The sequence below is a fragment of the Cohnella rhizoplanae genome (assembly GCF_948329515.1).
In the GTDB taxonomy this organism is placed as follows: domain Bacteria; phylum Bacillota; class Bacilli; order Paenibacillales; family Paenibacillaceae; genus Cohnella; species Cohnella rhizoplanae.
On record NZ_CAOJCN010000004.1, the window covers coordinates 290,529 to 313,041 of the forward strand.

The 22,513-nt window shown below is 56.5% G+C and carries 20 protein-coding genes and 1 rRNA gene; 9 read left to right on the forward strand and 12 right to left on the reverse strand.

The features are described from left to right. Positions 1-5: 5 nt before the first annotated feature. The 11 genes from PQG80_RS10085 to rpmH form a co-directional block, all read right to left on the reverse strand. Positions 6-1,172: an aminotransferase class V-fold PLP-dependent enzyme gene (locus PQG80_RS10085; protein ID WP_271751168.1), complete on the reverse strand. Its 1,167-nt coding sequence runs from the start codon at positions 1,170-1,172 to the stop codon at positions 6-8. A 147-nt stretch (positions 1,173-1,319) separates the two neighbouring features. Next, positions 1,320-2,174, reverse strand: coding sequence for a ParB/RepB/Spo0J family partition protein (locus tag PQG80_RS10090; RefSeq protein WP_271751170.1), 855 nt, complete (start codon positions 2,172-2,174; stop codon positions 1,320-1,322). Further along, positions 2,155-2,928, reverse strand: coding sequence for a ParA family protein (locus PQG80_RS10095; protein WP_090116856.1), 774 nt, complete (start codon positions 2,926-2,928; stop codon positions 2,155-2,157). Before PQG80_RS10095 ends, PQG80_RS10090 begins: the two co-directional genes overlap by 20 nt. Positions 2,929-2,981: 53 nt before the next feature. Then, positions 2,982-3,815 (reverse strand): nucleoid occlusion protein, encoded by an 834-nt coding sequence (noc, locus tag PQG80_RS10100; protein WP_271751200.1) that lies wholly within the window; start codon positions 3,813-3,815, stop codon positions 2,982-2,984. 426 nt (positions 3,816-4,241) lie between these two features. Next, positions 4,242-4,970 (reverse strand): 16S rRNA (guanine(527)-N(7))-methyltransferase RsmG, encoded by a 729-nt coding sequence (rsmG, locus tag PQG80_RS10105; RefSeq protein WP_271751173.1) that lies wholly within the window; start codon positions 4,968-4,970, stop codon positions 4,242-4,244. Then, a complete protein-coding gene (mnmG, locus tag PQG80_RS10110) occupies positions 4,970-6,868 on the reverse strand; it encodes a tRNA uridine-5-carboxymethylaminomethyl(34) synthesis enzyme MnmG (RefSeq protein WP_271751174.1) in 1,899 nt (632 codons plus the stop codon). Before mnmG ends, rsmG begins: the two co-directional genes overlap by 1 nt. 33 nt (positions 6,869-6,901) lie before the next feature. Continuing rightward, entirely contained in the window at positions 6,902-8,278 is a 1,377-nt protein-coding gene (mnmE, locus tag PQG80_RS10115; RefSeq protein ID WP_271751175.1) for a tRNA uridine-5-carboxymethylaminomethyl(34) synthesis GTPase MnmE, read from the reverse strand. Positions 8,279-8,385: 107 nt separating this feature from the next. Then, complete coding sequence (jag, locus tag PQG80_RS10120) at positions 8,386-9,003, reverse strand: RNA-binding cell elongation regulator Jag/EloR (protein ID WP_271751176.1); 618 nt, start codon at positions 9,001-9,003, stop codon at positions 8,386-8,388. Further along, complete coding sequence (locus PQG80_RS10125; protein WP_432432743.1) at positions 8,927-9,757, reverse strand: YidC/Oxa1 family membrane protein insertase; 831 nt, start codon at positions 9,755-9,757, stop codon at positions 8,927-8,929. The genes jag and PQG80_RS10125 overlap by 77 nt, the downstream gene beginning before the upstream one ends. Before the next feature lie 153 nt (positions 9,758-9,910). Further along, complete coding sequence (gene rnpA / locus PQG80_RS10130; RefSeq protein ID WP_334219816.1) at positions 9,911-10,354, reverse strand: ribonuclease P protein component; 444 nt, start codon at positions 10,352-10,354, stop codon at positions 9,911-9,913. 92 nt (positions 10,355-10,446) lie between these two features. Further along, positions 10,447-10,581, reverse strand: a complete 135-nt coding sequence (gene rpmH, locus PQG80_RS10135; RefSeq protein WP_271751178.1) for a 50S ribosomal protein L34 — start codon at positions 10,579-10,581, stop codon at positions 10,447-10,449. 474 nt (positions 10,582-11,055) lie between these two features. Here rpmH and dnaA point away from each other — a divergent pair, with 474 nt between their 5' ends. The 6 genes from dnaA to gyrB all read left to right on the forward strand — a co-directional run bounded on the left by dnaA (position 11,056) and on the right by gyrB (position 17,387). After that, on the forward strand, positions 11,056-12,408 hold the full coding sequence (gene dnaA / locus PQG80_RS10140) for a chromosomal replication initiator protein DnaA (RefSeq protein WP_271751179.1): 1,353 nt from the start codon (positions 11,056-11,058) through the stop codon (positions 12,406-12,408). A 200-nt stretch (positions 12,409-12,608) separates the two neighbouring features. Further along, positions 12,609-13,751 carry a DNA polymerase III subunit beta gene (dnaN, locus tag PQG80_RS10145; RefSeq protein WP_271751180.1) on the forward strand — a complete coding sequence of 381 codons (1,143 nt, stop codon included), beginning with the start codon at positions 12,609-12,611 and terminating at the stop codon, positions 13,749-13,751. 10 nt (positions 13,752-13,761) lie between these two features. Beyond that, positions 13,762-13,980 carry a S4 domain-containing protein YaaA gene (yaaA, locus tag PQG80_RS10150; protein WP_271751181.1) on the forward strand — a complete coding sequence of 73 codons (219 nt, stop codon included), beginning with the start codon at positions 13,762-13,764 and terminating at the stop codon, positions 13,978-13,980. A 61-nt stretch (positions 13,981-14,041) separates the two neighbouring features. Next, positions 14,042-15,160, forward strand: coding sequence for a DNA replication/repair protein RecF (gene recF / locus PQG80_RS10155; protein WP_271751183.1), 1,119 nt, complete (start codon positions 14,042-14,044; stop codon positions 15,158-15,160). A 25-nt stretch (positions 15,161-15,185) separates the two neighbouring features. Next, a complete protein-coding gene (gene remB / locus PQG80_RS10160) occupies positions 15,186-15,434 on the forward strand; it encodes an extracellular matrix regulator RemB (protein ID WP_090116868.1) in 249 nt (82 codons plus the stop codon). Positions 15,435-15,476: 42 nt separating this feature from the next. Continuing rightward, positions 15,477-17,387 carry a DNA topoisomerase (ATP-hydrolyzing) subunit B gene (gene gyrB / locus PQG80_RS10165; protein ID WP_271751202.1) on the forward strand — a complete coding sequence of 637 codons (1,911 nt, stop codon included), beginning with the start codon at positions 15,477-15,479 and terminating at the stop codon, positions 17,385-17,387. A gap of 56 nt (positions 17,388-17,443) precedes the next feature. On the opposite strand, the gene PQG80_RS10170 is transcribed toward gyrB, so the two are convergent. Beyond that, the gene (locus tag PQG80_RS10170; protein WP_271751184.1) at positions 17,444-18,256 is read right to left on the reverse strand and encodes a YheC/YheD family protein; all 813 of its coding nucleotides are present in this window, start codon (positions 18,254-18,256) and stop codon (positions 17,444-17,446) included. A gap of 134 nt (positions 18,257-18,390) precedes the next feature. On the opposite strand from PQG80_RS10170, the gene gyrA reads away from it, so the two are divergent. The 3 genes from gyrA to PQG80_RS10185 all read left to right on the forward strand — a co-directional run. Continuing rightward, positions 18,391-20,886 (forward strand): DNA gyrase subunit A, encoded by a 2,496-nt coding sequence (gyrA, locus tag PQG80_RS10175; protein WP_271751185.1) that lies wholly within the window; start codon positions 18,391-18,393, stop codon positions 20,884-20,886. Positions 20,887-20,960: 74 nt separating this feature from the next. Beyond that, the gene (locus PQG80_RS10180; protein WP_271751186.1) at positions 20,961-21,983 is read left to right on the forward strand and encodes an HD-GYP domain-containing protein; all 1,023 of its coding nucleotides are present in this window, start codon (positions 20,961-20,963) and stop codon (positions 21,981-21,983) included. 334 nt (positions 21,984-22,317) lie between these two features. Continuing rightward, a 16S ribosomal RNA gene (locus PQG80_RS10185) occupies positions 22,318-22,513 on the forward strand; the annotation flags it as partial.

The window sequence follows — 22,513 nt, forward strand, 5'->3', positions numbered from 1 at the left end:
TGACGCTATGTCCGCAGCGTCTCTCCGATCTCCTGCACGGCCTTGATCAAAGATACAATATCCGATCGCTCCGTAAAATATCCCGGGCTCGCCCGCACGGCTCCGGTCTCCGTCGTGCCTGCACTCTCATGTCCAAGCGGCGTGCAGTGGAAGCCGGAACGGACGGCGATGCCGTATTGACGATCCAGCAAGAAGGCCGTCTCCGAGGGATCGATCCCTTCTAACGTAAAGGCGACGATTGCCGTCCGTTCCTGCTCAGGACCCGGACCGAGGATGCGCAAGCCCGGAATCTCTTTTAGACCAGCCATCAGCTCTCGCGTCAGCTGCAACTCTTTCTCATGGATGCGCCCCACCGTCTCGCCCAGAACGAACTTCACGCCCGCCGTAAGGCCCGCTATACCCGTTGTGTTAGGCGTGCCCGCCTCATACCGGTCCGGCCTCGTAGAGGGCTGCTCAGGCGATTCTGAGCGGCTTCCGGTGCCGCCGTGCATAAGAGGCTCCAGTTCCAGTTCAGGCCGGATGTAGAGTCCCCCGGTTCCCTGCGGACCCATGAGCCCCTTGTGACCCGGAAACGCGAGCAGATCGATATTCATGCCTTCTACATCGATCTCCAGCACGCCCGCGCTTTGTGCAGCATCGACCAGCAACGGTATGCCTGCCATTCTTGTAACATTCCCGATATCTCCCACCGGCGTGATCGTTCCGAGAAGGTTGGAACTGTGCGTGACGGCCACGAGCTTCGTTTCCGGCAATATGGCCTTTTTCACGTCGTTAGGATTCAACACCCCGTCTGCGCCAACGGGCAGATAGGTGATTTTTATACCCAGCTTGCGCCTTAATGCCTCCAGCGGCCTTCGCACCGAATTGTGCTCCATGGCCGTCGTGACCACATGATCGCCAGGCTCTAACAACCCCTGGATCGCTTGATTGAGAGCATGCGTCGTATTCAGCATAAAGGCAATATCGTTCGGGTTCGCGATCCTGAATAGCCGGGATAGCGCTTTGCGTCCCTCGAACAGCACTCTGCTCGCCTTCACGGCCATCTCATGGCTGCCGCGCCCCGGATTGGCCGCCGCTTCCCGCATCGTCCGCTCCATCGCTTCCAGCACGCCGGGAGGCTTCGGCCAGGAGGTCGCTGCATTGTCTAGATAGATCACTGGCTTTTCCTTCATCGACAATCCCCTCGCTTCCGCCTTCGACTTCACCATCATACCACCTGCGCCAGTTTATACGAAAAACGACCTCGCTCTTGACGTTCCAAGCGCGAAGCCGTCTTATTCTCCGCTTCCGCCCCGGTCCCGGGTCGTGGATGGCAGATCTTATGCTTTGATCGCTTGCAGGATTTCGAGCAGACGCTCCAGATCCCCTTTGCTAAAGTAAGCCAGCTCGATGCGACCCTTTTCTTTGTTGGGTTTGATGCGTACCGTCGTTTGGAATCTTTCCCGCAACGTCTCTTCGATTTCTTCGATATAAGGGTCTCGCTTTTTCGTTTTCGCTTTTGCAGGTTTACCTTTTATGACGGCATCGATTTGTTGGACCGCGTTTTCAAGCTCGCGTACGCTCCAGTTGTTGTCCAGCGTCTGCTTGGCAAGCTCCTTGCGTTTGGCGTCTTCCTTAATTCCAGCCAAAGCTCGCGCGTGTCCCATCGACAATGTTCCACGTGAAACATGTTCTTTAATTTCCTCCGGCAGTGCAAGCAACCGCAGGAAGTTGGCAATATGTGAACGGGATTTGCCAACCTTCAATGAGAGTTCTTCTTGTGTCAGCGCGAATTGATTCATGATCGAGTGATAGGCAATGGCCACTTCAATCGCGTTGAGGTCCTCGCGCTGCACATTCTCGATAAGCGCAATCTCCATGACCTGCTGGTCGCTATAAGCACGAACTACCGCCGGTATCGTCGGATTCCCGAGCAGTTGAGAGGCTCTGAATCTCCGTTCGCCCGCGATAATCTCAAAACCACGGAGCGCCGTTCGAACGATGATCGGCTGGATGACGCCGTGCTCGCGGATCGACTCGGCCAATTCCTTGATCGCTTCTTCTTCGAATGTCTTGCGAGGTTGATAGGGATTCGCGCGAAGCTGCGCCAATGGAATTTCTACGATCTTATCGTCTTCCTTAATAGAGAGAGACGTGATGAGAGCGTCGAGCCCTTTACCTAGCCGCTTGCTCATACGTAATCACTTCCTTCGCCAGTTCGAGGTAAACCTCGGCCCCTTTGGATCTCGGATCGTACGTGATGATGGATTGACCGTGCGAAGGCGCCTCGCTGAGACGTACATTGCGCGGAATCACCGTTTGATAGACCTTCTGTTGAAAATACTTTTTCACTTCTTCAATGACTTGAATACCCAAGTTCGTACGCGCGTCGAACATCGTGAGCAGAACGCCCTCGATCTGAAGCGAGGTGTTCAGATGCTTCTGCACCAAGCGTATCGTATTGAGCAGTTGACTCAAGCCTTCAAGCGCATAGTACTCGCACTGTATCGGGATGATAACCGAGTCCGAGGCTGTTAACGAATTGATCGTCAAAATGCCCAGCGACGGCGGGCAGTCGATCAGAATATAGTCGAATTCATTGCGAACCATCGCGAGCGCCTTCTTCAGGCGAACCTCGCGGGAGATGGTCGGCACCAGCTCGATCTCGGCACCCGCGAGCTGGATCGTCGCGGGAATGAGCTTCAGATTCGGCAGAGCCGTATCCACAATCGCCTGTTTAGGGTGGATCTCGTTGATTAAGATATCATAGATGCAATATTCCACATCGGCTTTATTGATGCCGACACCGCTAGTCGTGTTGCCTTGTGCGTCGATGTCCACGATTAGAACTTTACGTCCCAACGTAGACAGACAAGCGCCAAGGTTGACTGCAGTTGTCGTCTTGCCGACTCCGCCCTTTTGATTGGCAATGGCAATAATTTTGGACAACCCGTTCACCTCATCGTCAGCCGCCTAACTTGCTGGATTACATGCCTTCCCAACTAGCTTGGATTGCTGTTGTTTTTCTTCGGTATCGTGATAACGATCTCGATATGATCCTCCAACTCGCGTTCGCTGGACTTGATCGGTATGCCGGAACCCGTCACCATATCAACTGACTGCCGTATCGTGTTGATGGCGAGCCTTATGTCTTTGGAAAAAGAAACGCGCCGAGCCTTGGCCGGTTTGCTCGCTTCAAGCAGAAATGCAACGCGCGTCTCTGTCTGCTTTACATTGAGCTCTTTTTCGATGATTTCCTGAAGCAGCTTGTCTTGTGCTTCTTCATTAGGCAGCGCGAGCATGGCTCGTGCATGACGCTCCGTGATTTTGCGTTCCATAAGCGCCAGCTTCACCGTCTCTCCGAGTTGAAGAAGACGAATCTTATTGGCAATGGTCGATTGACTCTTGCCCAGGCGCTGAGCAAGACTCTCCTGCGTCAACTGATGAAGATCGATAAGCTTCTGATAGGCGACGGCTTCCTCGATCGATGTCAGGCCTTCGCGCTGCAGATTTTCAATAAGCGCCATGGAAGCCGCTTGAGAGTCATTGATATCTCGTACGATAGCAGGAATATGTTCCATGCCCAGCTTCGTGACCGCGCGCCAACGGCGTTCTCCCGCTATGAGCTCGTACTTGCCGTCCCGTACGCGCACCACGATCGGCTGTATGATGCCTAGCGTCTTGATCGTCTGACATAGCTCGTCGATCCGGTCGTCATCGAAGACGGACCTGGGCTGATAGGGGCTCGGGACGATATCCACTACGGCAATCTGCCGAACTTCTTCCTGGCCGCTCCGTTCGGACAGGCCGAACAAGCGAGATAACGGTTCTCTCATGTCTTCCATCCCACCACGTTCATCAGTAATGACGTACCGGATACTGCTTAACCTACCTATGGCTAGCATGGATAGATTCATAGATTTATTAAGATTGGATGTTCTAATTCCGCAACTATTACGGATTATTCGACAGGAGTTTTGCTGATCAAAAACACGAAGCTCCGCGAGAGCGTTACTGCGGCAAGCCGCACACATGGCGAATAGGCAGGGGATAAACCATGCCATAAGTATAAAGTGACGAAAAAAGCGCCGCCATTTCACGCCTCCGAGGCGCATATGCGGCACGACGATTTTGCAATACTATTTATATTCTCTATTGTACGCCTGAATCCTGCTCTTGAAAAGAGTTTCCTCGGTTTGAAGGCCTTTTGTTCCACGTGAAACAGAAAAATGTGGCAAATTTGTTTCACGTGGAACATGGATTTATAACAGCGGCTGCTTTAAAGGAATTCCTGCCTTGCGAGGATATTCTTTGGGCGTTCTTCCCAGCTTCTCGATCACGATGAGCTGACGTTCCGATTGTTCCAGCGGTAGTTGAAGCTCTCTTGTATAATCCAACTTGGCGCTTAGCAATCGCATGCTTTTGTTGCTCTCCTGGAGTTCAAGGGCGTTGTCGGAGCCTTTCATAGAAACAAAACGCGCACCCGGCTTAACGAAGGGAAGACAAAGCTCGTTCAGCCCCGCCAACCGCGCTACAGCTCTAGCGGTAACCAAGTCGTAGCTGTCGCGATGTGCAGGTACTCGGGCAATATCCTCAGCCCTGCCGTGAACAAGCGTAACCGCTTCAAGCCCCAGTTCATCGACGACCGTCTGCAAAAAACGGATGCGCTTGGCGAGAGAATCGACGATCGTAACCTGGATCGCAGGGAATGCAATCTTAAAGGGAATGGACGGGAAACCTGCTCCCGCCCCAATATCCGCCATTCTGAGTGCCTGTTTGGCTGCCGGGATCAAAGCCAGCGTCAACGAATCATAAAAATGCTTCTCGTAAACCGCCTCGCGTTCCGTGATGCCGGTCAGGTTCATCTTCTCGTTCCACTCGATCAGTAAGCGATAGTAAGTCTCATACTGGCCAAGCTGAGCTTCGTTCAGCTGCAAGCTAAAGTCTTCCAGGATGCGGTCGCGGAACCAACGCTGCAATTCGTCTGCCATTAGCTGCTCCTGGCCGCCGTCACGCGGTTGTAATGCTCCAAGTGAACGAGGAGGATCGAAAGGTCGGCAGGCGTGACGCCGGAAATCCGCGATGCTTGGCCGATGTTGAGCGGCCTGATCTGAGCAAGCTTTTGCTTGGCCTCGGTAGCCAGCCCGTGTACCGCACCGTAGTCGATATCTTCCGGGATTCTTTTCTTCTCCATCTTCGCTAGCTTCTCGACTTGGGCCAGTTGCTTCTCGATATAGCCGGTGTACTTGACCTGTATCTCAACCTGCTCCTTCATGTCCTCGGATAGAGCCTCGGAAGAAGGCGATAAGCGCTCGATATGCGTGTATGTCACTTCGGGGCGCCGAAGCAACGTGACGCCGTCTACCGTGTTCTGGAGCGGAGCCGATTCGATCGAAGCCAGCAATTCCTGCGTCTGCTCGTCTGGACGGATCCGGACCTCCTTCAGCCTCGCGAGCTCAGCCTCCACCTTCTGCTTCTTTTCCGTGAACATCGCGAAACGTTCGTCGGAGATCAGACCAATCTCCTTGCCGAGCGGCGTGAGGCGCAGATCCGCATTGTCGTGGCGGAGCAGAAGCCGGTATTCGGCGCGCGAAGTCAACAGACGGTAAGGCTCGTTCGTGCCTTTGGTCACCAGGTCATCGATCATGACGCCGATATAACCCTGCGAGCGCTCAATGATGACAGGCTCCAGGTTCTGCGCCTTGCGTGCGGCATTAATGCCCGCCATGATGCCTTGACCCGCGGCCTCTTCATAGCCCGAGGTTCCATTGATCTGACCGGCGGTGAACAAGCCGGAGATGACCTTCGTCTCCAGAGACGGCCATAGTTGCGTCGGCACGACCGCATCATACTCGATGGCATAACCCGTTCGCATCATCTCTACCTGCTCGAGACCGGGGATCGAGCGAAGGATCTGCAGCTGCACGTCCTCCGGCATGCTCGTCGATAATCCTTGAACGTAGTATTCCTTGGTGTTGGCACCCTCGGGCTCCAGGAAGATCTGATGCTTGGGCTTGTCGGCGAAACGAACGATCTTGTCCTCGATCGAAGGACAATAACGCGGACCAGTCCCCTCGATCACGCCGGAGAACATTGGCGCGCGATGCAGATTGTCATTGATGATCTTATGAGTATCCTCGGAGGTATAAGTCAGCCAGCATGGCAGCTGCTCGTTCGCGCGTTCCGAATACTCCGTCTCGAAGGAAAAGTACTTGGGCTTATCGTCGCCGGGCTGAATCTCCGTCTTCGAGAAGTCGATGGTATCCTTATGCACGCGCGGCGGCGTGCCCGTCTTGAACCGCACGAGCTTCAAGCCGTGCTCGCGCAGCGACTCGGACAATCTCACCGACGGCTGCTGATTGTTCGGACCGCTCTCGTACATGAGCTCGCCCATAATAACCTTGCCTCGCAAGTAGGTGCCGGTCGTGATGACGACGGTCTTGGACCGGTATTCCGCCCCAGTCTTCGTCACAACGCCTCTACATACGCCGTCTTCAACGATGAGCTCTTCCGCCATGCCTTGGCGAAGCGTCAGCTTTTCCTCCCGCTCGATGGTCTCCTTCATCGCATTTTGGTACAGGAACTTGTCAGCTTGCGCGCGGAGCGCATGAACAGCGGGACCCTTGCCCGTATTCAGCATCCGCATCTGGATAAAGGTCTTATCGATGTTACGCCCCATCTCACCACCGAGCGCATCGATCTCGCGAACGACATGTCCCTTCGCCGGTCCGCCTACCGATGGATTGCAAGGCATAAAGGCGATCATATCTAGGTTAATCGTGAGCAGCAGCGTCTCGCAGCCCATCCGTGCGGCAGACAGCGCAGCCTCCACGCCTGCATGCCCGGCGCCGACGACGATGACGTCGTACTCGCCTGCTATATATCCCACTGTGGATACACCCCTTTTTTAATTTGTAAATATTTATTTTCCCAAGCAGAATTTAGAAAATATCTGATCGAGCAGCGATTCGGAAGCCGTGTCGCCCACGATCTCGCCCAGCGACTCCCACGCGGCCGCGATGTCGATCTGGATCAGATCGACAGGCAATCCCTGATCCGCACCGTCGATCGCATCACGCAGAGAACGGGCCGCCGCATGCAGGAGCGATATATGCCGAACGTTGCTAACGTACGTGGCATCCGCCGATTCGATGCCCCCGCTCAGGAACAGCTTGGACACCGCTCGTTCGAGCTCCTCCATGCCGAAGCCTTCCTTGGCCGATAGAGAGACGATACGTTCCGCCGGATAGAGCGTGCGTACCTCTGCCTCTTCCAGGCGGGGCGCCAGATCGGATTTGTTCAAGACGACGATCGTCGGACGGTCTCTCAGCTCGTCCAGTAGACGCCGCTCTTCCTCGTGCAGCGCCTCGCTGCGGCTGACCACGAGCAGGATTAGATCCGCGTCGCCCAACGCGCCACGCGACCGCTCTACGCCGATCCGCTCGACGACGTCCTCCGTCTCCCGGATGCCGGCCGTATCGAGCAGCCGCAGCGGTATGCCCGACAGCGTGACAGACTCTTCGACGATATCCCGCGTCGTACCGGGGATGTCGGTCACGATCGCCCGATTCTCCTTCACCAGCGCGTTCAAGAGCGAAGACTTGCCCGCATTGGGGCGTCCGACGATGGCCGTCACGATGCCCTCCCGGAGGATCTTGCCCTCCGCGGCCGTCTGCAGGAGCGTATCCACCTGACGAAGCACCGCTATGCAGTTGTCCCGAATCACGCCTGCCGTCACTTCGGCGACATCATGCTCCGGGTAGTCGATATTCACCTCGACGTGCGCGAGCAGCTCGATCAACTGTTCCTTCAGCGGTACGAGGCGCTTCGACAGCGCACCCTCCGCTTGCTTGCGCGCCACCTGGAAGGCCTTGGACGACTTCGATCGAATCAAGTCGATGACCGCCTCCGCCTGTGCCAGATCGATCCGGCCGTTCAGGAACGCCCGCTTGGTGAACTCCCCGGGCTCCGCCATGCGAATGCCGCTGCGCAGCAGCAGCTCGAGAACAGACTGTACGGCGACGATTCCCCCGTGCGTACTGATCTCGACGACGTCCTCCGCAGTGAACGAGCGAGGTCCCTTCATCACGGTGACCAGCACTTCATCGAGCACGCTCCCGCTGTCAGGATCTTGGATCCATCCGTAATGCACGGTATGCGTCGGTACCTGGCGCAGGTCCTCGCGCGACTTAAACAGCGGCGCAACCCTTGCTACAGCCTCCGCACCACTCACGCGAACGACGGCGATACTGCCTTCTCCAAGCGCAGTCGCCACCGCAGCTATCGTATCTTCATTCATATCGTTCCCTCATTTAGCGCTAAGCTCATATATTCGCCATGAACTGCCATAAACAAAAAACGCAATGGTCCGCTTGCATCTGCAAGCCATTGCGCTTAAACATTCATTCACTTGATAGCAATGACGACGCAGCGGTTCGGTTCATCGCCTTGACTGTAGGTACGAACGTTCGGATAGCCTTGTAGCTTGGCATGGATGATCTTCCGTTCGGATGCGCTCATCGGCTCGAGTACGATGTCCTTCCTCGTCTTCGCGGCGCGAAGCGCCATTCGCTCGGACAGGGATTCCAGCGTCTCTCTGCGCCGCTGCCGGAACTGCTCGGCATCGAGCGTGATGCGCACATGACGGTCGGAGTGACGGTTCGCGACGATATTGGCCAAGTACTGGAGCGCGTCCAGCGTCTGCCCTCTGCGTCCGATCAGCATGCCCAGGTTCGCGCCTGTCAAGTTGATCCGGACTTCGTCGGAACCGGCGTCCCGTTCGATCTCCACGGTCGAATGCATGGCGTCGGTCACTTCCTGGAGAAAAGCAACCGCGTGATCGACGCCGTCCGGCAGCAGTTCTACCTGCACGCGGGCTTCCTTGGCGCCGATCAGCCCGAACAGTCCCTTGCTGGGCTGTTCGAGCACGGTCACTTTAACGCGGTCTTCACTTACCCCGAGAGTGACGAGGCTTTTTCTTACCGCTTCCTCCACCGACTTTCCTGTTGCTTCGACCTTTTTCATCTGCGATGGCCTCCTTGCCGTTGCCTTGCGGCTCGGCTTTGCGTCCATACATGAAATAGTTCTGCGTGATCGTGTAGATGTTACTGTAGATCCAGTACAGCGGCAGCGCGGCCGGGAACGAGAGCGCCATCACGAAGATGAGCACCGGGAAGATGAGCATCAATCCCTTCATCGCGCCCATCTGCTGCGGCTGCTGGGACTGCATCATCTTCGATTGAACGAAGGTCGTCAGCGCGGCGATAACGGGGAGAACGTAGAACTTGTCCGGCTGACCCAGCTGGAGCCACAGGAATGTATGATCGTATACGTTGGAATTGACGGTAATCGCACGGTACAGCGCGATAAAAATCGGCATCTGTATGATCAGCGGGAAACATCCTGCAAGCGGGTTGACCTGATGCTCCTGGTAGAGCTTCATCATCTCTTCCTGCTGCTTGCGCGTGTCGTCCTTGTGCTTCTCGCGGATCTCCTTCATCTGAGGCTGCAGCTTCTGCATCGCCTTCGTGCTCTTGTACTGCTTGATCATGAGCGGCAGAATAATCGTCCGCACGATAATCACGAGCAGAAGAATCGCCAGACCGTACTCGCCGTTGAACCACTCGGCGAACTTGTCCAGCATCAGCGAGAACCAATACACGACGTTGCTGTCCCACCAGCCTCCGCTATCGGCGAGATCTTGCGTCGTCTTCCTTGTGGTGGGCGGCGTACATCCGGACAGGAATACCATCAAGGAGACCAGGAGACCGGAGACCATCCAGAATTTGCGATTGCGCAACAACAAACCTCAAAACTCCCCTCTAAAATAACCCCGCGGGGCGGGGCCGTGACTTCGTAGCCAAAACGGGACTTTACGGGGATTGAGCCGTCTCATTCAAAGCCCAAAACACAAGTCAACTATACCATAAGATTATTGGCAATGGAAAGCGCGCGGGGCGCCGTTTTGCGTCCTCGGCCTGCCTCCGCCGGGACCCGCCCTGAAGGGCTTTCTCTCCTGCGGCGGGGGCGGCGTAGAACCCTTGGTCAGACCGGCCTTGCGGAGCACGTGAAGCACGCTACGCTCCATCTCTATATAAGGAAGAGAGAGCGCGGGCTTCCGCACGATCAGGATCATATCGGTGCCTTCGACGATACGCGATCCGTTGTGCCGGACGATCTCCTTGAGCATCCGCCGCATCCGGTTGCGCACGACGGCGCCTCCCAGCTTGCTGCTCACCGAGATGCCGAGCCGGTACAGCCCGGGATCCGGCTTGCGGCGCCAGTAAACGACGAACTGAGAGTTCGCGAACGATTTTCCGCTTCTATATATACGGCTGAAATCTTCCTTGTTGCGCAGCCTCAGTTTTCTTTCCATCCTCATCCCTCATCGCCGGACATGGATTCCGTTCCGTCCATTCATTTATTCCCATATACATGAAAAAAGACCACCTCACGTGGTCTTTATCCTTATGCGGACAATACTTTGCGGCCCTTTTGACGGCGAGCGGCGAGAACTTTGCGTCCGTTCTTCGTGCTCATCCGGCTGCGGAATCCGTGTACCTTCTTCCGCTTGTTAACGTTCGGCTTAAATGTCGGTCCCACTTCTTGATACCTCCTTACGAAAAGAACTCATATGTCCATTTATTAAACCATATGAACGCCCGGAAGTCAATCCAGTCAAGGCCGCGCAGATTCGGAAGATATTCACATGTGCATAAAAACAGAGAGAAAAAAGACTCATTACCCTTTTTGTCGAATCTTCGCACAGAATATCAACAATATCTTGTGTTGTGCACAGAATCCATCCACAAGTTATTGAAATTGTGGATAACAGGGCGAATTCCGTTGAATTCAGCGGGTTCATCTGCTATGATAAGTTCACCCATTCGACGTGGATAACGGCTTTTAAACCTCTTCTTATCAACACCCTGTGCATAAATCTGTGAACAAAATCCCTTCTTATGGACATCTCGCTAAAGAATAAAGAGGAATTGTGTGGATAACTGTTGCAAAGGACATCCTTCGACATCGCCGCCTCCCTCTTGTCCGCCTGACGGGTTAAAGGAGTGACTCCATGTGGACAGCCGTACGAACGAGATCTGGTTGCAGGTCTTGTCGGTCATCCAGACAAAATTAAGCAAACCGAGTTACGATACGTGGTTCAAAGCCACCAAAGCAAATTTTATTAACGACGAGACAGTGGTTGTAACCGCTCCCACCACCTTTGCGGCGGAATGGCTGGAGAATAGGTACAAGAAACTCGTCTCTTCGACGTTGGCTGATTATCTGGACCATCCCGTAGAAGTACGGTTCGCGATCGAGGAGTTCCGGCCGCCGGAACCGCCGGCGCCATTCCCCTCCGTACCCGTCGTCAAGAACGCGGGGCCCGAGGAACCGGTCGGACATATGCTCAATCCCAAATATACCTTCGACACGTTCGTCATCGGCGCCGGCAACCGCTTCGCACATGCTGCGTCTCTCGCGGTGGCGGAAGCGCCCGCCAAGGCATACAACCCGCTCTTCCTCTATGGCGGCGTAGGACTGGGCAAGACCCACTTGATGCATGCGATCGGCCATTATATTTTGGAACACAACCCGTCTTCCAAGGTCCTCTACATATCGTCGGAGAAATTCACCAACGAATTTATCAACGCGATCAGAGACAACCGGGGCGAGAGCTTCCGCAACAAGTACCGCAATATCGACGTGCTGCTGATCGACGATATCCAGTTCCTCGCCGGCAAGGACGGCACGCAAGAGGAGTTCTTCCATACGTTCAACGCGCTGCACGAAGAGAGCAAGCAGATCATCATCTCCAGCGACCGCACGCCCAAGGAGATTCCGACGCTGGAGGAGCGTCTGCGCTCCCGCTTCGAGTGGGGCCTGATCACGGACATCCAGCCGCCGGACCTGGAGACGCGCATCGCGATCCTCCGCAAGAAGGCGAAGGCGGAGAATCTGGACATTCCGAACGAAGCGATGGTGTACATTGCCAACATGATCGATTCGAACATCCGGGAGCTCGAGGGCGCCCTGATCCGGATCGTGGCTTATTCGTCGTTGACGAATCAAGACGTCACCACGCACCTGGCCGCCGAAGCGCTCAAGGACATCCTGCCGAGCGGCCGCAACCGGCTCATCACCATACAGGATATCCAGCAGCGCGTGGGCGAATTCTACGGACTTAAGCTCGAGGACTTCAAGGCGCGCAAACGGACCAAGGCCGTCGCCTTCCCGCGGCAGATCGCCATGTATCTGTCCCGCGAGCTGACGGACTATTCGCTGCCCAAGATCGGGGACAACTTCGGCGGGCGAGACCATACGACGGTCATCCACGCGCACGAGAAGATCACGCAGCAGTTGAAGGTCGACGCGGAGCTGTACAAGATCGTCGGCAACCTGACGGAGAAGATTAAGAACCTGAGCTGAAGCTCGATATCCGATATCCACTTGTGGACAAAGCGATGCATTTTAAACGTGAATAACGAAAAAACCTATGCACAACTCATACACATGTGGATAGGTTGTCGTTCTCGGCTTTTTTGGGCTTATCCACATATTCAGGGCCCCTACTACTACGACTATCTTTTAAAGACCATACTATAAGGCGAACAGACGAGGTGATCCCGTTGAAATTGACGATATTGCGCACGGAGTTAAACGAAGCGGTACAAAACGTATCTAAGGCGGTATCCGCACGCAGCACGATTCCGATCTTGAGCGGCATTAAGATCGACGTGAGCGATCGCGGCGTCACGCTGACGGCCAGCGATACCGATATTTCCATTCAGCACTACATCCCGCTCGAATCGGCGAGCAAGACGGTCGTCAAGGTCGAGCGCCCTGGCAGCGTCGTGCTCCCGGCTAAGTTCTTCGTCGAGATCGTCAAGAAGCTGCCGCATGAGGAAGTGAACCTCGAGGTCGGCGATCGCTTTCAGACGCTCATTCATTCGGGCGCAACCGAGATCCAGCTCGTCGGGCTCGATCCGGAGGAGTTCCCCGTGCTGCCGATATTAGAAGAAGACCGCGTATTCTCCATTCCCGGCGACCTGCTTCGCTCGATGATCCGGCAGACGGTATTCGCCGTCACGACCAACGAATCGACGCCGATTCTAACCGGGGTGCTCTGGAACCTGCAGGATGGCGTCCTTAAATTCGTGGCGACCGACCGTCACCGCTTAGCCACCTGCAAGACCAATATCGACGCCGATTCGGAATTGAAGTTCTCGGGCGTCGTCATTTCCGGCAAAACGCTGAACGAGCTGTCAAAGATCATTCCCGACCAGAATACCCTCGTCGATATCGTCGTCGCCGACAATCAGGTGCTGTTCAAGCTCGGTGAAGTGCTCTTCTTTTCCCGCATGCTCGACGGCGCTTATCCCGATACTTCCAAGATTATTCCGAGCCAGTTCAAAACAGAACTCGTCCTCAACACAAAATCGCTTAGCGAAGCGATCGACCGGGCTTACCTGCTCTCGCGCGAAGAAAAGACGAACATCGTGCGCCTGCTGACGACGGAAGACGGCAGTATCGAGATTAACTCCAGCTCCTCGGAGCTCGGACGCGTACAGGAGCATCTGGACGCCACGGATCTCACAGGCGAGCCCCTGCGCATCGCCTTCAACTCCAAATATATGCTCGACGTGCTAAAGGTCGTGGATAGCGAGCAACTGTACATGGGCTTCAACGGCGCCATGAGCCCGATCATCTTCAAGCCGCGCGACCACGACAACAGTCTGCATCTCATCCTCCCTTACCGGACGACGAATTGAGGCGCCAACGATGAAGGAAATCGAGATTACGACCGAATATATCCAATTGCAACAGCTGCTTAAGTTGGGCGATTGTATCGGCTCGGGCGGCGAAGTGAAGCCTTTTTTGCAGGAAAACGAAGTTAAAGTCAACGGCGAACCGGAAAACAGACGCGGCCGCAAGCTGCGTCCCGGCGACGTGATCGAGGTGGCGGGCTCCGGCAGCTTCGTCGTACGCACACGCCAGTAGTCTGCGCAGCGCGGCGCGCATCGGACGTTCGCCGCCGGACAGACCAGAGAGGAAGTCCCGCATGCAGCTGAACAAGATCGAACTGCATGGCTATCGCAACTTCAGCGAGCTGTCGCTTGCGACGGCCGCAGGCGTCAACATCATCATCGGCCCCAATGCCCAGGGCAAGACGAACCTGCTCGAAGCGATACACGTACTCGCCTTGACCAAGTCGCACCGCACCTCCAAGGACCGCGAGCTCATCGGCTGGAACGAGACGTCCGCCCGCATCGAAGCCGAGATCGAGCGCAAGCTCGGCAAGATCACCTTGGAGTTGCAACTGTCCGCGCAGGGCAAGAAGGCCAAGATCAACGGACTCGAGCAGCGCAAGCTCAGCGCCTTCGTCGGCACGGTCAACGTCGTGCTGTTCGCCCCCGAGGACCTCGACATCGTCAAAGGCGCGCCGGGGATCCGGCGCCGCTTCATGGATATGGAGATCGGCCAGGTGCATCCCGCCTATCTGTACGACTCCTTGCAGTACCAGCGCATTCTTCAGCAGCGCAATAATTACCTCAAGTCGACGGACGCCGCCAGGGCCTCCGCCGAGATGCTTGAGGTGTGGAACGAACAATTGGCGGCATCGGGTGTTAAAATGATGCAGAGAAGGCAAAACTTTATTTATAAGCTGCAAGGCTGGGCGGACAAGATCCATGCCGGCATCACCGGCGGCAAGGAGTCGCTGACCGTCGTCTACAAGCCCTCTCTCTCCGCGGAGGAAGGGACCTCGTCCCAAGAACAATCTTCTTTATTGCAACAATTTATGTTAAAGTTATCACAAGGCAAGGAACAGGAATTCCGCCGCGGCACGACGCTCATCGGTCCGCATCGGGACGATTTGGCGTTTGCCATTAACGGCCGGGACGTCCAGACGTACGGCTCCCAGGGCCAGCAGCGGACGGCGGCGCTGTCGCTGAAGCTGGCGGAGCTGGAGCTGATGCGCGAGGAGATCGGGGAGTACCCGCTGCTTCTCCTCGACGACGTCTTGTCCGAGCTTGATCAGGAGCGGCAGACGCAGCTCATCGAGACGTTCCAGAACCGCGTGCAGACGTTCATTACGACGACGGGACTGGAGAGCGTTAACATGGGCCGGCTCAAGGATGCCGCCATTTATCATGTACGCGGCGGTACCGTGCTGCCCTAAGGCAGGGAATGTGGAGGGGCTCAATATGTACATTCATCTGGGCGGGGAGAAAATCGTCCGGACCTCGCAGCTGGTCGCGATCTTCGACATCTCGATCGAGCAGTCCTCGAAGCTGTCGCGGCAGTTCGTGGCGCAGGCCCGGAAAAACCGTATCGTGGAGACGATCGGCGAGGAGGACCCGAAGTCTATCGTCGTCACCGAGGAGAGAGTGTATTATTCGCCCATATCGTCTTCTACCCTCAAGAAGCGGGCGCATCATCTGGTCGATCTGTAGGAGCAGCGCGTCAACGTTAAGAAGGCGGTGGAAGATTTGTCCGTGAATTCGCAGCAGAACACTTACGATGAGAGTCAGATACAGGTGCTCGAAGGTTTGGAGGCCGTCCGCAAGCGCCCCGGGATGTACATCGGGTCGACCAGCGGCAAGGGTCTCCATCACCTTGTCTGGGAGGTCGTCGACAACAGTATCGACGAGGCTCTCGCAGGCTATTGTACCCGCGTCGACGTCATTATACATGAAGACAACAGCGTGACCGTCATCGACAACGGCCGGGGCATCCCGGTCGGCGAGAACGCCAAGCTAAAGAAATCGACCCTTGAGGTCGTCATGACCGTCCTCCATGCCGGCGGCAAGTTCGGCGGCGAAGGCTATAAGGTATCGGGCGGCCTGCACGGCGTCGGCATCTCGGTCGTGAACGCGTTATCCGAGTGGGTCAGCGTCACCGTCAAGCGTGACGGCAAGATTCACCAGCAGGAGTATCGCCGCGGCGCGCCGCAGTACGATATCAAGATCATCGGCGAGACCGAGGATACCGGTACGCAGACGCGCTTTAAGCCGGATCCGGAGATTTTTACCGAGACGACCGTATTCGAATACGACGTGCTGGTCGGGCGGATCCGCGAGCTGGCGTTCTTGAACAAGGGCATTCAACTGACGCTCACCGATGAGCGGACCAGCATGCACGATTCGTTCAAGTACGACGGCGGCATCAAGGAATTCGTGCAGTACCTGAACCGCACGCGCGAGGCGCTGCACGAGCAGCCGATCTACGTCGAGGGCACCAGGGAAGCCATCGCGGTCGAGATCGCCATGCAGTACAACGATGGTTATACGGAGAATATCTACTCGTTCGCCAACAATATCAACACGCACGAGGGCGGCACCCACGAGTCGGGCTTCAAGAGCGCGCTCACGCGTATCGTCAACGACTATGCGCGCAAGATGGGCTTCGTCAAGGAGAATGAATCCAATCTGACCGGCGACGACTGCCGCGAAGGTCTGACCGCGATCATCTCGGTCAAGATTCCAGAGCCGCAGTTCGAAGGGCAGACCAAGACCAAGCTCGGCAACAGCGAGGCGCGCGGCATCGTAGAGTCGCTATTCGCCGACAAGCTGCTCGAGTTCATGGGCGAGAACCCTGCGGTCGCGCGCAAGGTCGTAGACAAGTCGCTGCAGGCCTCCCGCGCGCGCGAAGCGGCGCGCAAGGCGCGCGAGCTGACCCGCCGCAAGGGCGCGCTCGAAGTGAGCTCGCTGCCCGGCAAGCTGGCCGACTGTTCGTCCAAGGACGCCTCGATCAGCGAGCTTTACATCGTAGAAGGCGACTCCGCAGGCGGCTCGGCCAAGCAAGGCCGCGATCGTCACTTCCAGGCGATTCTGCCGCTGCGGGGCAAGATCCTGAACGTCGAGAAAGCGCGGCTGGATAAGATCCTGTCCAACGCCGAGATCCGCGCGATCATCACCGCGCTCGGCACGGGTATCGGCGACGACTTCGATATCGCGAAGGCGCGGTACCACAAGATCATCATCATGACCGATGCCGACGTCGATGGCGCCCACATCCGCACGCTGCTCCTCACGTTCTTCTATCGCTACATGCGGAACCTGATCGAGGAGGGCTTCGTGTACATCGCGCAGCCACCGCTCTATAAGATCGAGCGCAACAAGGTGGTGCGATACGCGCAGTCCGAGGCCGAGCGCAATGCGATCATCGCAGAGTTCGGCGAAGGCGCGAAGGTCAACGTGCAGCGGTACAAGGGTCTGGGCGAGATGAACGCCGATCAGCTGTGGGATACGACGATGGACCCCGACAGCCGTACGATGCTTCAGGTACGGATCGAAGACGCGATCCGCGCCGACCTGATTTTTGATACGCTTATGGGCGACAGCGTCGAGCCGCGGCGGGATTTCATTCATCAGTACGCCAGGTACGTCAAGAATCTGGACGTGTGAGGCTTCGGCATCCGCCGGGCGCAGCGATGCGTCCGGCGGATGCTTTTTTAATGCGGCTAACGCTTGCCGCCGCTGCGCCGCTTGGACTTCGAAGAGCCGCGCTTGGCACGGCGGAAGCGCCCGTAGGCCGTAGCGTATCTGCGGATCCGGCGGTATACGCTGCGGTCGGGCAGCCGCAGGAAGATAAAAGGATCGGGCATGGTGTTGACCTCGAGGATCCAGGGCTTCAGCGACGTGTCGACGGCGACGTCGATGCCGATCTCTTTTAATCCGGGAAAACGCTTGCCGAGAACCGACGCGACGTCCACTCCAAGCTTCGAGAGCTGCCGGCGGTAACCGCTGCTTGTTCGCCCGGCGTTTTCCAGATGCGCCTTCATCAGCGTCTCCATCGGCAGCGGCGTACCGCCGGCATGATAGTTGGTCACGATTCTGCGCGGATGGGCGAGCCTACCGATGATGCCGGTCGTTTCCCATCGTCCTGCCGGACTCATCTGCACCATGACACGGAAGTCGAATCTTCGGCCGCTCTGCTTGAGCAGCTCGATGCCTTGCTGGGACAGATAAGTCCGTGGACGCTTGAGCTTCAGCAGCGAGTCGTACATCGCTTCATAGCTTGTAAAGGACTGCTGCTTTTCGCCGGCCTGCAGCGTGTAGCCTTCATCGTTGCCGGCCGTTTTGCCCAGGCGGATGACGCCCTGGCCGAACGTGCCGTTCACCGGCTTCACGTAGATCATGCCGTAATCGTCCAGCATGCCGCGTACCGTCTGCTTGTCGAACGGCCGGGTATCGGGCACGAGGCCGCGCAGTTCCGGTGATGCCAGCAAGGCTTCGGTTTTCGCCCATTTGCTGCTGATACGCCTGATCGGCATCGGCGTTCACGCCACCTTTCGCGCCCGCAATATGGTATAATGTTTTCATTCATTCTTTTTTAGAGTATGACGCTTCTGCCGTGGGTGACCATGGAGATTTGACTATAGTGCAGGGATATTGAAGGAGGATCAGCATGGCCGAGGAACAGCGTTTCCCTCTCCGCGACCGGGATATCGGCGTGGAGATGCGGGAATCGTTCATGGATTACGCAATGAGCATTATCGTCAGCCGCGCGCTGCCAGACGTTAGAGACGGGCTGAAGCCGGTACTTCGCCGAATCTTGTACGGGATGTCCGAGCTCGGCATGTCTCCGGACAAGCCGTTCAAGAAGTCCGCGCGTATCGTCGGCGACGTCATGGGCAAGTATCACCCGCACGGCGACTCGTCCATCTACCAGACGATGGTCCGGATGGCGCAGGATTTCTCGCTGCGTTATATGCTCGTCGAGGGCCACGGCAACTTCGGATCCATCGACGGCGACATGGCGGCCGCCATGCGTTATACGGAATCGCGCCTGTCGAAGATCGCGATGGAGATGCTGCGCGACATCAACAAGGAGACCGTCGACTTCGTCCCGAACTACGACGGCGAAGAGCAGGAGCCGGACGTGCTTCCTTCGCGTTTCCCGAATCTGCTGGTCAACGGCACGACGGGCATCGCGGTTGGCATGGCGACCAATATACCTCCTCATAACTTGACCGAGGTCATCAACGGCACGCAAGCGCTGATCAAGAATCCGGACCTGACGCCGCTTGATCTCATGGAGTACATTACGGGTCCCGACTTCCCGACAGCGGGCTTCATCTTGGGCAGACAGGGCATTCGCCAGGCCTACAGCACCGGACGCGGCTCGGTCACGATGCGCGCGCGCGCCGAGATCGAAGAGAACGGCGGCAAGGCGCGGATCATCGTCCACGAACTGCCATATCAAGTGGTCAAAGCGCGCCTCGTCGAGAAGATCGCCGAGCTCGTACGCGACAAGCGGATCGAAGGCATCACCGACCTGCGCGACGAGTCCGACCGTAACGGCATGCGGATCGTCATCGAGCTGCGCCGCGACGTCAACCCGAGCGTGGTTCTGAACAATCTGTACAAGCAAACCGCGATGCAATCGACGTTCGGCATCAACATGCTGGCGATCGTGAACAAAGAGCCGAAGGTTCTGAATATTCGCGACGTGCTGCATTACTATATCCAGCATCAGATCGAGGTCATCCGCCGCAGAACCGAGTACGATCTCAAAAAGGCCCAGGCGCGCGCGCACATCCTCGAGGGCTTGCGCATTGCGCTCGACCACCTGGACGAAGTGATCGCGCTGATCCGCGCTTCGCAGACGACGGAGCAAGCCCGCGAGGGACTGATGACGAGGTTCGGCCTGTCGCATGATCAGGCTCAGGCGATTCTCGAGATGCGCCTTCAGCGGCTGACCGGACTCGAGCGCGAGAAGATCGAGCAGGAGTACAAGGAGCTGATGGTCAAGATCGCCGAGTATCAGGCGATTCTGGGCGACGAGGGACTCGTGCTCGAGATCATTCACGACGAGCTTGAGGAGATCAAGCAAAGGTTCGGCGACGAACGACGCACGGAGATCACGACGAGCGACGAGGAGATTCTCGACGAGGACCTCATTCCGCGCGAGGACGTCATCATCTCGATGACGCATACCGGGTATGTTAAGCGTCTGCCCGTATCGACGTATCGCAGCCAGCGCAGAGGCGGCCGCGGGGTCGTGGGCATGGATACCAAGGACGACGACTTTATCGAGCGTCTCTTCGTATCCAACACGCATCAGTTCCTCTTGTTCTTCACGAACAAGGGACGCGTGTTCCGTCTCAAGGCTTACGAGATTCCGGATCTCAGCCGCACCGCGCGGGGTACGCCGATCATCAACCTGATTCAGATCGAACAGGGAGAGACGATCAACGCGGTCATCCCGGTCGAGTCGTTCGAGCCGAATCAGTACCTGTTCTTCGCGACCAAGTGCGGTATCGTGAAGAAGACGCCGCTCGACGATTATGCGAATATCCGTAAGGTTGGATTAATCGCGATCCTGCTGCGCGAGGACGACGATCTGATCGGCGTCAAGCTGACGGACGGCAACCGTGAAGTCGTGATGGGGACGGCGCAGGGCATGTCGATTCGCTTCTCCGAAGAGGATGTCCGTTCGATGGGCCGTTCCTCCACCGGCGTGAAGGGGATTCAGCTCGACGAAGGCGACGAAGTCATCGATATGGATATCGTCGATCCGGAGCAGACGGTGCTGATCGTCACCTCCAAGGGCTACGGCAAGCGTACGCCGCTGAGCGAGTACCGTACGCAGACCCGCGGCGGCAAGGGGATCAAGACCCTTAACGTCACCGACAAGAACGGCGTGATCGTGAGCCTGAAGGTCGTACAGGACGAAGAGGATCTCATGATCATGACCTCCGGCGGCACGTTGATCCGGATGAGCATGTCCACCATCAATACGATGGGACGGATCACCCAAGGCGTCAAGTTGATCAACATCAAGGACGATGATGCCGTGGCGACGGTAGCCAGAGCGCCGCGCAACGAAGACGCGGATGAAGATGAGGATGCGGAGGAATCGGAAGGCGCAGGCACCGAAGGCGTCGAAGATTCCGAATAATGGACGCGATCTAAGGGGAGGTAGACGTCGTGGCTGTGCTGCCGATATCGCAAGTGCAGACAGGAGATCAATTAGTGCGCGAAGTACAGACGTCATTCGGCAATGTGCTGTTTCCGGAGGGCCGTACGCTCAGCGCGCGCGATCTTGAGATTCTGCAGGCGTACCTCATCCCGGAAGCGGACATTAAGCGAGCGGGTCTTGAACATTCGGACCTGCTCGAGGCGGCTGAGGACGACAAAGATAAGGCGCAGCCGCTCTCCTCGCTTCATCAGAGTTTTCTGAAGATGGAAAAACTGTTGAAGCATACGTTTCACATGATGGGTCCAGGGCAGAAGCTCCCCGTGTTCGAGATTCGCGGAGGACTTAAGGACCTGCTGGATCATATCGAGGATTATCACGTGCTGACATTCATGCCGCCCTACGATCCCGCGGCTGAGCCTTGGATTCGCGGCAGCGTGCTGTCGGCGCTAACGGCCTACCAACTTGCCAGATGGATGAAGCTGCCGGACAAGGATTGGGTGCCGGTGGCCCTGTCGGGACTGCTGCATGATATCGGCAATACGCGTATCGACGCCACGATCCTGCGCAAGCCCGGTCGGCTCACGACCGACGAGCTGACCGAGATGCGGCAGCATACCGTCTATGGTTACAAGCTTCTGGAGGGTGTCACGTCGCTCAATCAGGGGATTATACTGACCGCGCTGCAACATCACGAGCGCATCGACGGCAGCGGATATCCGATGAAGGCTACGGGGGACAAGATCCACCCGTATGCCAAGATCGTGGCGATCGCCGATATGTACCATGCGATGACCTCCGCACGCGCATACCGTAACGCCCAATCGCCTTATAACGTGCTGGAGCAGCTGCAGAAGGAAGCGTTCGGCAAGCTGGATCCACTCATGATCCAATGCTTTATCGAACGCAACACGCAGTTCTACAACGGCATGCTCGTCCAATTGAACGACAATCGGGTCGGAGAGATTGTATTCACCGATAGAGCTAATCCAACTCGGCCTATGGTCTCGATCTTCGGCGACATCGTGAACCTTGCCAAAGAACGAAATCTATTTATAACCGCGGTATATTCGTCCTAACGGACGCTTGAAGAGACCTGACGGATGCTGGCCGTCAGGTCTCTTCTTTTATATTAAGGATGGATAGCGCGCTGCGTCAGTCTTCGTGAAACTGAGGTTGTAAATGGGAGTATATTCAAGTTATAAGATAAGTAAAATTAGCTTGCATTCCTCTAGGCGTCTGTGATATATTATTCAAGTCGCCGCTGAGAGGCCGCCGAGCAAGAGGCCGAGAGCGAAGACAAGATTGCTCCTTGAAAACTGAACATCGAGCGTTAAAACAAACGGACGCTGAAGCCTTTCGGGGCGGAAGCAAAAGTTATACCAGCAATGAAATGAGCAAGTCGAACTACCCTATATGGAGAGTTTGATCCTGGCTCAGGACGAACGCTGGCGGCGTGCCTAATACATGCAAGTCGAGCGGATTTATGATGGAGCTTGCTCCTGATTAAGTTAGCGGCGGACGGGTGAGTAACACGTAGGCAACCTGCCCCCAAGACCGGGATAACATTCGGAAACGAATGCTAAGACCGGATAGGCAACGAGGTCGC

What these genes read in the sequence shown, in the direction of transcription:
- PQG80_RS10125 (WP_432432743.1), bottom strand. Translation starts at nt 9,757, where the DNA reads ATGGTCTCCGGTCTCCTGGTCTCCTTGATGGTATTCCTGTCCGGATGT.
- recF (WP_271751183.1), top strand. Translation starts at nt 14,042, where the DNA reads ATGCAGCTGAACAAGATCGAACTGCATGGCTATCGCAACTTCAGCGAG.
- rnpA (WP_334219816.1), bottom strand. Translation starts at nt 10,354, where the DNA reads ATGGAAAGAAAACTGAGGCTGCGCAACAAGGAAGATTTCAGCCGTATA.
- remB (WP_090116868.1), top strand. Translation starts at nt 15,186, where the DNA reads ATGTACATTCATCTGGGCGGGGAGAAAATCGTCCGGACCTCGCAGCTG.
- PQG80_RS10170 (WP_271751184.1), bottom strand. Translation starts at nt 18,256, where the DNA reads ATGCCGATCAGGCGTATCAGCAGCAAATGGGCGAAAACCGAAGCCTTG.
- jag (WP_271751176.1), bottom strand. Translation starts at nt 9,003, where the DNA reads ATGAAAAAGGTCGAAGCAACAGGAAAGTCGGTGGAGGAAGCGGTAAGA.
- gyrA (WP_271751185.1), top strand. Translation starts at nt 18,391, where the DNA reads ATGGCCGAGGAACAGCGTTTCCCTCTCCGCGACCGGGATATCGGCGTG.
- rsmG (WP_271751173.1), bottom strand. Translation starts at nt 4,970, where the DNA reads ATGGCAGACGAATTGCAGCGTTGGTTCCGCGACCGCATCCTGGAAGAC.
- mnmE (WP_271751175.1), bottom strand. Translation starts at nt 8,278, where the DNA reads ATGAATGAAGATACGATAGCTGCGGTGGCGACTGCGCTTGGAGAAGGC.
- noc (WP_271751200.1), bottom strand. Translation starts at nt 3,815, where the DNA reads ATGAGAGAACCGTTATCTCGCTTGTTCGGCCTGTCCGAACGGAGCGGC.
- yaaA (WP_271751181.1), top strand. Translation starts at nt 13,762, where the DNA reads ATGAAGGAAATCGAGATTACGACCGAATATATCCAATTGCAACAGCTG.
- PQG80_RS10090 (WP_271751170.1), bottom strand. Translation starts at nt 2,174, where the DNA reads ATGAGCAAGCGGCTAGGTAAAGGGCTCGACGCTCTCATCACGTCTCTC.
- PQG80_RS10085 (WP_271751168.1), bottom strand. Translation starts at nt 1,172, where the DNA reads ATGAAGGAAAAGCCAGTGATCTATCTAGACAATGCAGCGACCTCCTGG.